General features: G+C 73.2%; 2 protein-coding genes and 1 pseudogene. All 3 read right to left on the bottom strand.

The annotated features are described in order from the left end of the window. Positions 1-162: 162 nt before the first annotated feature. A complete protein-coding gene (locus tag ACFP1Z_RS04455; RefSeq protein WP_390314519.1) occupies positions 163-1,362 on the bottom strand; it encodes a cytochrome P450 in 1,200 nt (399 codons plus the stop codon). 45 nt (positions 1,363-1,407) lie between these two features. After that, positions 1,408-2,667, bottom strand: coding sequence for a crotonyl-CoA carboxylase/reductase (gene ccrA, locus ACFP1Z_RS04450; RefSeq protein WP_390314518.1), 1,260 nt, complete (start codon positions 2,665-2,667; stop codon positions 1,408-1,410). A 70-nt stretch (positions 2,668-2,737) separates the two neighbouring features. Further along, positions 2,738-12,766, bottom strand: a pseudogene (locus tag ACFP1Z_RS04445) (type I polyketide synthase); the annotation flags it as partial. Positions 12,767-12,795 lie beyond the last annotated feature (29 nt).

Raw genomic sequence — 12,795 nt, 5'->3', positions numbered from 1 at the left:
ATCAGATGCTATGTACAGTGATTGCTGGTCGCACTAGGTCAACTACTAGTGTTTCCACGGCGGTTGCGCCGAATCGGTTGTGCTGAATGCCCCCGGACAGCAGGGCGAGCAGCGCCCGCTGGGCGCGGGGCTGCTCGCCGGGGGCGCACCGTGGTGCGGGAGTCACCAGGTGACGGGAAGTTCGTGCACTCCGTAGAAGACCATGTCGCTGCGGAAGCGGAGCTCCTCCACGGGCTTGGCCGGACGCAGCGTCGGGAAGCGCCGCAACAGGGACGAGAAGACGATCTGGAGCTCGATACGGGCCAGTTGCTGGCCTATGCACTGGTGCGCGCCGAAGCCGAACGCCAGGTGCGGGGCGGGACGGCGGGTGATGTCGAAGCGCTCCGGCTCGTCCACGAAGGCGGGGTCGAAGTCGGCGGCCAGGATGTGGGCGACGACCTGTTCGCCCTTGCCGATCCTGACCCCGCCGATCTCCACGTCCTGGGTGGCGACGCGTTCGCCGCCGTACTGGCCGATGGTGAGGTAACGCAGCAGTTCCTCGACGGCGTTGCCGATCAGCGAGGGGTCCTCGCGCAGCAGGGCCAGCTGGTCGGGGCGGTCGAGGAGCAGGGCCGTACCGAGGCCGATCATGCACGCGGTGGTGTCGTGGGCGGCGATCAGCAGGGTGCCGGCGGCGTTCATCAGGAACATGTCGTCGATGACGCCGTCGGGGTCCTCGGTGGTGATCAGTGCCGAGATCAGGTCGTCGCCGGGGTCGGCGCGGCGTTCCTGGACCAGCTGGTAGAGCAGTCCGCCGAGCCGCATGCCGGCGGCCTCGGTGGCGGCGGCGTCCTGGTCGACGCGCATCATGGCCTCGGCGATCTCCTGGAATTCCGGGCGCCGTTCGACGGGCACGCCGAACAGGTCGGAGATCACCATGGAGGGCACCGGGTTGGCGAAGGTCTTCACCAGGTCGACGGGGCCGCCCTGGGCCTCGATGGCGTCGAGGTGTTCGTCGACGATGCGCTGGATGTTCGGCTTGAGCGCCTGCATGCGCCGTACGGTGAACTCCTTGGCGAGCATCCTGCGGTCGCCGGTGTGCTCGGGGGCGTCCTGCCACAGCAGGCTGCCGCGGCCGGGTTTCTCGGTGACGACGCCGTCCTGGGTGTGCAGCGCGTGGGGCACCCGGACGCTGAAGGAGGGGTCCCGCAGTACGGCGCGCACCTGCTCGTAGCCGGTGACGAGCCACGCCTCGTGGCCGCTGGTGAAGGTGGCCCGGGTCACCGGGGCGGCCTCGCGGACCGCGGCGATGCCGTCCGGCGGCAGGAACGGGCAGCTGCGGGTCCTGGGGACCGCGGGTGCGCCGGTGGTGGGCTCGGTCATGGCTCTCCTTGCTTGCTGGTCAGTGGGGGGCGGTGCGGGCGGCGGTCAGGCGAGGGCGGGGAGTCCGAGGGTCCTCTGGTCGCGATGGGCGGCGTTGACCAGGACGGACATGTTGCCGCAGGGGTGCACGTTGTCGTGCATCATCTGGTGCATGCTCCCGATGTCCTCGAAGCCCTCGCAGGCGGACATGCAGGGGTCGAGCAGCCCGGCGTTCATCAGGTTGACGACCTCGCGGCACTCGCGGGGGGTGGCGAAGTGCGAGCCCTGCAGGCGCTTGGAGCGCATCCACAGGTGCCGCAGGTCGACGTCGCCGTTGTAGCCGGAGGTGCCGCCGCAGATCACCACCATGCCGCCGTTGTCGCACAGGTACATCGAGGTCGGCAGGGTGTCCTGGCCGCTGTGTTCCAGGACGATCCTGGGGGATCTGCGTTCGCCGAGGATCTCCCAGATCTTCTTGCCGATGCCGCGCGCGCCGCGCAGGAAGTGCGCGGAGCCCTCGGCGTCGCCGACGTCGGGCAGCCGTCCCCAGTGGTCGAACTCGCGGCGGTTGATGGTGCCCTTGGCCCCCAGGCGGCGGCAGTACTCGGCGCGGTTCTCGTCGGAGACGACGGCGATGGGGATGCCTCCGACGAGCTTGACGAGCTGGATGGCCATCGAGCCGAGGCCGCCGGAGCCGCCCCAGATCAGCACGGGGTCGCCGGGTTTGACGGTGTTGCCGTGCCAGCCGAACAGCTGCCGGTAGGCGGTGGGCCCGGTGAGCATGAACGACGCGGCCTGCGCCCAGGACAGGTGTGCGGGCTTGGGGTGGCACTGGTACTCGTCGACCAGGCAGAACTGCGCGAACGAGCCGTAGTTGTTCTCGTATCCCCAGGCCTCCATGGTGGTGGAGACCACCGGGTCGGTGCCCAGCCGGATGTCCTCGGCGCTCTCGTCCCACTGGCCGCCGGTGAGCACCACGTGGTCGCCGACCTTGACGTTGTGGACGCCCTCGCCGACGGCCCACACCACGCCGGAGCCCTCCGAGCCGCCGATGTGGAAGTCCTCGGGCAGGCCCAGGCGTTGCCTGCGCGCGATGACGTCGACGGGGGTGCCCAGCGAGGACCAGACGTTGTTGTAGTTGATGCCGGCGGCCATCACATAGACCAGCACCTGTCCCCGGCCCGCCCGGGGGGTGTCGACGACCTCGGTGCGGAACGCCTGCTTGGGCGGCCCGAACCGGTCCTGCCGGATCACCGAGGCGTACATCCGGGCGGGGACCTCGCCGAGCGGCGGGGTCTCGCCGATCCCGTAGAGCGTCTTGGTCATGTCGTTCTCCCACATCTGCCGTGTCGTGCGCTGCTGTTGGCGGCCCTCGTGGGCCGGGCGGCCGGCTCGGTCACGCGGTGCCCCCGGCCGGGGCGGTGAGGGTGTCGAGCCAGGACCGCACCGCCGCCGCGGTGGTCCCGGCGTGGTCCTCCATCATCGAGTAGTGGTTTCCGGGCACTTCGAGGGTCGTCCCGACGTGCTCGGGGGGTGCGGCGCGTCCGTCGCCGTCGGGGGCGCCGGGCAGCATCGGCTCGCTCGCCCGGACCAGCAGGGTCGGCGCGGCGACGGCCGGCGCGTCCCACTCGTCGAACAGGCGCATGTAGCAGCCCATGGCGGTGAGTTGCTCGCCGCCGGACTTCATGAAGTCCAGGCGTTGTGCCTGGGCCTGCGCCATCGCGTTGAGCACGTGGTGGTCGAAGGGGACCTCGCGGCTGAAGCTGTCGACCATCACCACGGCGGCCGGCGTCACGCCCATGGCCTCCAGGTGCGCGGCGACCCCGTGGGCGATCCAGCCGCCGGAGGAGTAGCCGAGCAGGACGGGCGGTTTGCCGGCGGCGCACTCCAGGACGGTCCTGGCGTGCAGGCGCAGCACGGCGTCCACGTCAGAGGGGATCAACTCCCCCTTCTCGTAGCCGGGGTGGGTCAGCGCCCACATGTCGGTCCCGCCGCGGAAGGGTGCGGCGAACCGCGCGTACTGGTGCGCTCCGGCCGGTACGACGTACGGGGAGAAGCACATCAGCGCGAGTGGCTGGTCTCCTTGGGAGAACCGTACGGGGGCGGGCCGTTCGGCGAGTTCCTCGGGTGTGCGGAAGGCGGACCGGAAGCGGGCCGCCTGCATCAGCATGCCCATGGCCTCGGCGGCCGTCCCGTTCTCGCTGGCGTGCCGGTAGAGCTCGACGAGCAGGTCGCTGCCGCGTTCCTCCTGGGCGGCGCCGCGCGCGGAGCCGGAGAGCAGGGTCCGCAGGTGCTTGGCGAGCCGGGCGGGCGAGGGGTGGTCGAAGGCGAGCCCGGCGGGCAGTTTCAGGCCGGTCGCGGCCGACAGGCGCCGGCGCAGGTCGATCGCGGTGAGCGAGTCGAAGCCCAGCTCCAGGAACCGTGCGGTGGGCGGCACGTCCTCGGCGGAGGTGTGGCCGAGGACGACGGCGCTCTGGGAGCGGATGTGCTCCAGCAGCCGTGCTTCCTGCTCGGCCGGGTCGAGTCCGGCGAGTTCGGCCGCCAGGGCCGCCTCGCCGCCCGTCCCGTCCGCGGTTCCTTCGGCGGCTTCCGCCTCCAGCAGCCTTCGCACGTCGGGGAGTTCGGACAGCAGGGGGCTGGGCCGGCCCACGGTGAAGGCGGGCAGGAACCGCTCCCAGTCGATGGGGGCGACGGTCAGGGCCGCCTCGTCGTGCTCGACGGCCTCGCGCAGGGCGGAGACGGCCAGTTCGGGGGCCATGAAGCCCAGGCCGCGCCGGTGGCCGCGTTCCTGGACGGCGTCGTCGACCATGCCGCCGCCCGCCCAGCCGCCCCAGGCCACCGAGGTCGCGGTCAGTCCGCGGGCCCGGCGGCGCAGGGCCAGGGCGTCGAGGAAGGCGTTCGCGGCCGCGTAGGACGCCTGTCCGCCGCTGCCCCACACGCCGGCTCCGGAGGCGAAGAGGACGAACGCGTCCAGCTCCCGCTCGCCGAGGAGTTCGTCGAGGTGGCGGGCGCCGGTGACCTTGGAGGCCGCCGCTTCGGCGAACTCCTCGGGACCGGCCTCGGTCAGCAGGGACGAGCGTGCGGTGCCGGCGGCGTGCAGCACCGCGGTGAGCGGATACCGGGAGTCGATGCCGGCGAGCAGTTCCGCGACGGCCTCGCGGTCGGCGATGTCGCAGGCGGCGATGGTGACTTCGGCGCCGAGCACGGTCAGCTCCGCTTCCAGCTCCCGCGCGCCGGGGGCCTCGGGGCCGCGCCTGCTGGTCAGCACCAGGTGCTGGGCGCCCGCTCCGGCGAGCCACCGGGCGAGGTTGCGGCCGACGCCTCCGGTGCCGCCGGTGATCAGTACGGTGCCGTGCGGCTGCCACGGCCTGGCGGGCCGGTCCCCGGCGGGGCGGGCACGCACCATGCGGCGGCCGAACACGCCGTCCGCGCGCACGGCCAGCTGGTCCTCGGTGTCCTGGGCCAGTACACCGGCCAGTCGCCGCAGCGCGTGCTCGTCGAGGTCCTCGGGCAGGTCGACCAGGCCGCCCCAGCGCCGGGGCTGTTCCAGTGCGGCGACGATGCCCATGCCCCACAGCTGGGCCTGGGCGGGCTCGCGCAGCGGGTCGGCCGCCCCGGCGGAGACCGCTCCCCGGGTCGCGCACCACAGCGGTGCCTCCACCTCCAGGTCGCCCAGCGCCTGCAGCAGGGTCACGCTCGCGGCGAGGCCCGCGGACAGCGTCGGGTGGTGCGGGTGGAGGCCCGGGGCCAGGCCCAGGGTGGAGAGGACGCCGGCGGGCTGTTCTCCGGCGAGTTCCGCGGCCAGCCGTTCCGCGGCGTCCTCGCGGTCGCTGTCGACGGGGAGTTCGACGACGCGGACCTTGGCGCCGTGGGCGCCGAGCGCGCCGACGACACTGGCCGCCCACTCCTCGTCGGCCAGTCCGGCCGGGAGGACGGCGAGCCACAGGCCGTCGAGTCCGGGGGCCGCCGGCTCGTCGGTGAGCTGCCGGAAACAGACGCGGTAGCGCCAGCTGTCCACCGTGGACCGCTCGCGGTGCCGCTGCCGCCACGAGGAGAGCACCGGCAGCGCCGGGGCGAGGAGCGCGGTGTCGTCCGCCCCGAGCTCACCGGCGAGTCCGGGAAGGTCGGCGCGCTCGACGAGCTCCCAGAAGCGGGCCTCGACCGGGTCGGCGCCGGCGGGCGCGGGCTCGGCGTCCTCCAGCCAGTACCGCTGCCGCTGGAACGCGTACGTCGGCAGCTCCACGCGCCGCACCGGGTAGCCGGCGAAGGGCACCGTCCAGTCCACGGGCACCCCGCTGACGTGGAGTTCGGACACGGAGCGCAGGAAGCGGTCCATGCCGCCCTGGTCCCTGCGCAGCGATCCGGCGGTCACGGCCCCGGCCTCCGCCTCCTCGGCGATCTCCTGCACGGCGCCGGTGAGCAGCGGGTGCGGGCTGCACTCGACGAACACCCCGTGCCCGTGCTCCAGCAGCGTCCGTACGGTCTGCGCGAACTCCACGGTCCGGCGGGCGTTGTCGTACCAGTACGCGGCGTCCAGGGTGGTGGTGTCCACGAGGGCGCCGGTGACCGTGGAGAACAGGGGGATCCGCGCCGCGCGCGGCGCCACCGGGGCCAGCAGTTGGAGCAGTTCCGTGCGCAGGGTCTCGACCTGGGCGGAGTGTCCGGCGGCGGTGGCTCCGCGGACCTTGCGGACGCGCACGCCCTCGCCGTCGAGTTCCGCGAGGAGTTCCTCGACGGCGTCCGGGTCCCCGGTGACGGTCACGGCGGCGGGCCCGTTGACGGCGGCGACCGACAGCCGCTCCCCGTACGGCGCGAGCCGGGCGCGGACGCGGTCGGCGGGCAGCGCGACCGCCAGCATCGCGCCCTTGCCGTTGAGCCGGGTCAGGGTGCGGCTGCGCAGGGCCACGATCCTGGCCGCGTCGTCGAGGCTCAGCGCCCCGGCGACGTAGGCGGCGGCGACCTCGCCCTGCGAGTGTCCGACCACGGCGGCGGGCGTCACCCCGTACGAGCGCCACAGCGCGGCGAGGGACACCATGACCGTGAACAGGGCGGGCTGGGCGACCTCCACCGCGGCCACGTCCGGCGCCCCGGGCGCGGCGCGCAGCACGTCGAGCAGCGGCCAGTCCAGGTAGGGGGCGAAGGCCTGCGCGCACTCCTCCGCCTGTGCGGCGAACACCGGGGAGGCGTCCAGCAGTTCGCGGGCCATGCCCGTCCACTGCGAGCCGTGGCCGGGGAAGACGAAGGCGACCTTGCCGAAGGCTCCGGTGGTGCCCTGGACGACGGCTTCGGAGGGTTCGCCGTCGGCGAGGGAGGCGAGAGCGGCCCGCAGCTCGTGCCGGTCGCGGCCGACGACGACGGCGCGGTGCTCCAGTTGGGCCCGGGTGCTGATCAGGGCGCGGCCCACGTCGGGCAGTCCGAGCCCGGCGGTGCCGTCGAGGTGGCCGAGCAGCCGGCGTGCCTGCTCGCGCAGGGCTTTCGCGGACTTCGCGGACAGCGGCCAGGGGAAGACGTCCAGGGGCTCGGCGTCGCCGTCCACGGCCGGTGCGTCGTCCGCGGGTACGGGCTGCGGGGCCTGTTCGATGATGGTGTGCGCGTTGGTGCCGCTCATGCCGAACGAGGAGACGGCGGCGCGCCGCGGCCTGCCCCGGTCGGGCCAGGCGAGCTGCTCGGTCAGCAGGCGGACGTTGCCGGAGGCCCAGTCGACGTCCGGGGTGGGCTCGTCGACGTGCAGGGTCTGCGGCAGGACGCCGTGGCGGATGGCCATGACCATTTTGATGATGCCGCCGACGCCGGCGGCGGCCTGCGCGTGACCGATGTTGGACTTCAACGACCCGAGCCACAGGGGCTGTTCGCGGCCCTTGCCGTAGGTGGCCAGCAGGGCCTGTGCCTCGATGGGGTCGCCGAGCCGGGTGCCGGTGCCGTGGGCCTCCACGGCGTCGACGCCGTCCGCGTCGAGCCGGGCGTTGGCGAGTGCCTGCCGGATGACCTGCTGCTGGGCCTTGCCGCTGGGCGCGGTCAGCCCGTTGGAGGCGCCGTCCTGGTTGACGGCGCTGCCGCGCACCAGGGCCAGGACCTCGTGGCCGTTGCGGCGGGCGTCGGAGAGCCGCTCGACGAGGACCAGGCCCACGCCCTCGGAGAAGCCGGTGCCGTCGGCGTCGGCGGCGAAGGCCTTGCAGCGGCCGTCGGGGGCCAGGGCGCGCTGCCGGCTCGACATCGTGAACGCGGACGGGCTGGACATCACCATCACGCCGCCGGCCAGCGCCATCGAGCACTCGCCGTTGCGCAGGGCCTGAACGGCCAGGTGCAGGGCGGTCAGTGACGACGAGCAGGCCGTGTCGACGGTGACGGACGGGCCCTGGAGTCCGAAGGCGTAGGAGAGCCGGCCGGCGATGACGCTGGCGGAGTTGCCGCTGGAGAGGTAGCCCTCGACGCCGTCGGGGACCTTGAGCGGGCGGGCGGTGTAGTCCTGGTAGCCGGAGCCGATGAACACGCCGGTGCCGCTGGAGCGGACCGTGTCGGGGGCGATCCCGGCCCGTTCGAGGACTTCCCAGGTGGTCTCCAGCAGCAGCCGCTGCTGCGGGTCCATGGCGACGGCCTCGCGCGGGCTGATCCCGAAGACGGCGGGGTCGAACTCGGCGGCTTCGTGCAGGAATCCGCCCTGGGTGGTGTAGGTGGTGCCGGGGTGGTCGGGGTCCGGGTGGTAGAGCCCTTCGACGTCCCAGCCCCGGTTGCCGGGGAACCGGGAGACGGCGTCGCGTCCGGAGACGACCAGCTCCCACAGGTCCTCGGGGGAGCGCACGCCGCCGGGGTAGCGGCAGGCCATGCCGACGATGGCGACGGGTTCGTCCAGTACGCCGGCGGCCGCCGCCGGGGTGTCGGTCTCGGGGCTGTGTCCGCCGGTGAGTCCGGCCCTCAGGTGGGCGGCGAGGTCGGCGGCCGTGGGGTGGTCGAAGACGAGGGTGGTGGGCAGGGCCAGGCCGGTCTCCTCGGTGAGCCGGTTGCGCAGTTCCACCGCGGTCAGGGAGTCGAAGCCGAGGTCCCGGAAGGGCCGGTCGGCCTCGATCGCGCCGGCTCCGCGGTGTCCGAGCACTCCGGCCGCGTGGCCGCGGACGAGGTCCACCAGGAGGCGTTCCTGCTCGTCCTGCGCGAGCCCGGCCAGGCTCCGGGCGAGGGCCCCGGAGCCGTGGGGCTCCTCGGGGGTGTCCTCGGCGAGGGCCGCCCGCACCTCGGGGAGGTCGCCGAGCAGCGGGCTGGGTCGGCCGAGGGTGAACGGCACGATGAAGCGGGCCCAGTCGACGTCGGCGACGGTCAGCAGGCTCTCGTCGCGGTCGAGGGCACGCTGCAGCGCGCCGATGGCCGACTCGGGTGCCATCGCGCGCAGTCCACGGCGGCGCAGCCGCTCCTCGTCGTCGCCGTCCTCGACCATGCCGCCGTCGGCCCACGGGCCCCAGGCGATCGCGGTCGCGGTGAGGCCGCGGGCCCGGCGGTCGCGTGCCAGGCCGTCGAGGTAGGCGTTGCCGGCCGCGTAGGCGGCCTGGCCGCCGCTGCCCCACACGCCGGAGATGGAGGAGAACAGGACGAAGGCGTCCAGCTGCTGCTCGCCGAGGAGTTCGTCGAGGTGGGCCGCTCCGCCGGCCTTCGCGGCGAGCGCGGCGGCGAACGCGGTGGGAGTGGTGTCGGTGACCAGGCCGGCGTCGGCGACTCCGGCGGTGTGCACGACAGCGGTGAGGGTGTGCGCGGCGAGCAGGGCCGCCACGGCGTCGCGGTCGGCCACGTCGCACGCGGTGATCGTCACCTGCGCGCCCAGGTCCTCCAGTTCGGCGCGCAGTGCGGCGGCGCCGGGCGCGGCCTCGCCGCGGCGGCTGGTGAGGACGAGGTGCTCGGCGCCGTTACGGGCGAGCCAGCGGGCTACGTGGCCGCCCAGGGCGCCGGTGCCGCCGGTGACGAGGACGGTGCCCCGGGGCTGCCAGCGGCGGGCGGCCGGGCGGGCCGGGGCGTGCGCGAGCCGCCGGGCGAAGACGCCGGAGGCGCGGACGGCGAGCTGGTCCTCCGTCCACCGGCCCGCCCGTGCCCGGCCGAGGATGCCGGCGAGGCGGGCGGCGGCCTGCTCGTCGAGGGTCACGGGAAGGTCGATCGATCCGCCCCACAGCCGGGGCAGTTCGAGGGCGACGGTCCGGCCCAGGCCCCAGACCTGGGTGTGCCGCGGGTCGCGTACGGTGTCGGAGCCGTCCACGGCCACCGCGCCCGAGGTGAGGCACCACAGGGGGGCCTCGACGCCCGCGTCGGCCAGGGCCTGGACGAGCAGCAGTACGGGCAGTACGGGGCCGCCGGCGGCGGGCAGGAGGAGCACGCCGTCGACGGGTCCGAGCCCGCTCAACTCCTGGGCCAGTTCGGCGCGGTCGGGGTCCGGGCCGACGACCAGGGTCTTCAGTTCGGCTCCGCGCGCGGTGAGCGCGGCACGGACCGACGCGGTCTGGTCGTTCTCCTCCTCGGGTACGGCCAGCAGCCAGGTGCCCGGGCGGTGCGTGCCGTCGGGGTCGACGATCCGCTGCCAGGACTCGTGGTAGCGCCAACTGTCCACGGAGGACTGTTCCTTGCGCTGCCGCCGCCACGAGGAGAGTCTGGGCAGCACTTCGCTGAAGGAGTCGTCGGGGTGGATGTCCAGCGTCCCGGCGAGGGCCTGTACGTCCTCGCGTTCCACGGTCTCCCAGAACTCGGCCTCGACCGGGTCGTCCACGGCGGTGGCGGCGGGCTCCGCGGCCTCCACCCAGTACCGCTCGTGCTGGAAGGCGTAGGTGGGCAGTTCCACTGTCCGGGCGCCGGGGAAGAGGGCGGGCCAGTCGACCGGGACGCCGTGGGTGTGGAGTTGGGCGACGGCGGTGACGAGCGCGTGCGGCTCGGGGCGGTCGGCGCGCAGCGCGGGGACCGTGACCGCCTTGTCCAGGCAGCCTTGCGTCATGCCGCTGAGGACGCCGCCGGGGCCGATCTCCACGAAGGTGCTCACGCCCTGCTCGTGCAGGGTGTGGACGCCGTCGGCGAAGCGGACCGCCTCACGGACATGACGGACCCAGTACCCGGCGGTGTACGCCTCGACGAACCGGCCCGTAACGTTGGAGACGACGGGGATCTTCGGATCGTTGAAGCTCAGCCCGCTGACGACCGTACGGAACTCGTCGAGCATCGGGTCCATCAGCGGCGAGTGGAAGGCGTGACTGACCTTCAGCCGGGACGTCTTACGGCCCTGCTGGGTGAAGACCTCCGCGATCCCGAGGACCGCGTCCTCAGCGCCGGAAATCACCACCGACTGCGGGCCGTTGACCGCCGCGATGCTCACCCCGTCGGTGAGATGCGGCAGGATCTCGTCCTCGGCGGCCTGGACGGCGACCATCGCGCCACCGGCGGGCAGCGCCTGCATCAGCCGGGCACGGGCGGAGACCAGCTTCGCCGCGTCCTGGAGCGACAGCGCCCCCGCCACATGGGCGGCCGCGATCTCACCGACGGAGTGACCGGCCACGTAATCGGGGCGGATGCCCCAGGACTCCAGCAGCCGGAACAGCGCCACCTCGACGGCGAACAACGCCGGTTGCGCCATGCCGGTCCCGTGCAGCTCGTCCGAGTCGACATCGACGGCGGCATCGAGGTGCGCGCACACCTCGTCGTACGCGGCCGCGAACGCCGGATACGCCGCATACAACTCACGCCCCATACCGAGGCGTTGCGACCCCTGGCCGGAGAAGAGGAAGCCGACCTTTCCGCCGATGGGACGCCCCAGCACCACACCGGCTGCCGGAGTGCCCGCAGCCAAGTCGGCCAGGCTGCCCAGTAGTTCCTCGCGGTCCTCCCCCACCACCACGGCCCGGTGCCGCAGCACCGCCCGGGTCGTGGCCAGCGAGAACCCGACGTCCGCAGGCGAGGACTCACCGTCGGTGAACGACAGCAAGTTGGCCGCCTGTGCCCGCAGCGCCGCCTCGCTCTTGGCCGACAGCACCCACGCGTACGGGCCGGGGACAGGGGCCGCAGCGGGGGCTTCCTCGGCGATCGGGGGCTGTTCGACGATGATGTGCGCGTTGGTGCCGCTGACGCCGAAGGACGAGATACCTGCCCGGCGGGGGTGGTCCGAGTCCGGCCAGGGCCGGGCTTCGGTCAGTAGCCGTACCGCTCCGGCCGACCAGTCCACGTGCGGGGTCGGCTCGTCGACGTGCAAGGTCTGCGGCAGCACGCCATGACGCATCGCCATGACCATCTTGATGATGCCGCCGACACCGGCGGCGGCCTGCGTGTGGCCGATGTTGGACTTGAGCGAGCCCAGCCACAACGGCCGTTCCTCCGGCCGCTCCTGACCGTACGTCGCGAGCAGCGCCTGTGCCTCGATGGGGTCGCCGAGGGTGGTGCCCGTGCCGTGGGCCTCCACCACGTCGACCTGGGCGGGTGACAGGCCGGCCGAGGCGAGGGCCTGGCGGATGACCCGTTGCTGTGCCGGCCCGTTCGGCGCGGTCAGGCCGTTGGACGCGCCGTCCTGGTTGACGGCGGATCCCCGGACGACGGCCAGCACCTGGTGCCCGTTGCGGCGGGCGTCGGAGAGCCGCTCCACGAGCAGCATGCCGACGCCCTCGCCCCAGCCGGTGCCGTCGGCGGCGGCGGCGAACGGCTTGCAGCGGCCGTCCGCCGCCAGTCCGCGCTGGCGGCTGAACTCGACGAACGCGGTGGGCGTGGTCATCACCATGGCGCCGCCGGCGAGTGCCATGGAGCACTCGCCGCTGCGCAGCGCCTGGATCGCCCAGTGCAGTGCGACCAGTGAGGACGAGCAGGCCGTGTCCACGGTGACGGCAGGGCCTTCGAGTCCGAAGGTGTAGGCGATGCGGCCGGACATCACGCTGGCCGAGTTGCCGGTGCCGAGGTGGCCGTCGGACTCGCCGCCCATGCCGAACAGGAGGTTGATGTAGTCCTGGTAGCCGGAGCCGACGAAGACCCCGGTACGGCTGCCCCGTACCGACTCCGCGTCCAGACCCGCCCGCTCGAAGGTCTCCCACGTCGTCTCCAGCAGCAGCCGCTGCTGTGGATCCATCGCCACCGCCTCACGCGGCGAGATCCCGAAGAACCCCGGATCGAACTCCCCCGCCTCATAGAGGAATCCGCCCCGACGCGTATACGTCTTCCCCGACGCCTCCGGATCCGGATCGTAGATCCCCTCCACGTCCCAGCCACGGTCCGCCGGGAACCCACCGACCGCGTCCACACCACCGGACACCAGCCGCCACAGATCCTCCGGCGACCGCACACCACCCGGATACCGGCACGCCATCCCCACGATCGCGATGGGTTCCTGGTTCTTCTCCTCGGCTTCGCGCAGGCGCTCCCGTACCTGGCGAAGGTCCCCGGTGACCCGCTTGAGATATTCCAGGAGCCTGTCTTCGTTGCTGCTCATCCGCCCCATCCGTCCTTGGCTGTTGTCGA

The sequence above is a fragment of the Streptomyces gamaensis genome, from assembly GCF_042656465.1.
Taxonomy (GTDB): Bacteria; Actinomycetota; Actinomycetes; order Streptomycetales; family Streptomycetaceae; genus Streptomyces; species Streptomyces gamaensis.
This window is presented reverse-complemented; position numbering and strand designations above follow the sequence as displayed.

What these genes read in the sequence shown, in the direction of transcription:
- ccrA (WP_390314518.1), bottom strand. Translation starts at nt 2,667, where the DNA reads ATGACCAAGACGCTCTACGGGATCGGCGAGACCCCGCCGCTCGGCGAG.
- ACFP1Z_RS04455 (WP_390314519.1), bottom strand. Translation starts at nt 1,362, where the DNA reads ATGACCGAGCCCACCACCGGCGCACCCGCGGTCCCCAGGACCCGCAGC.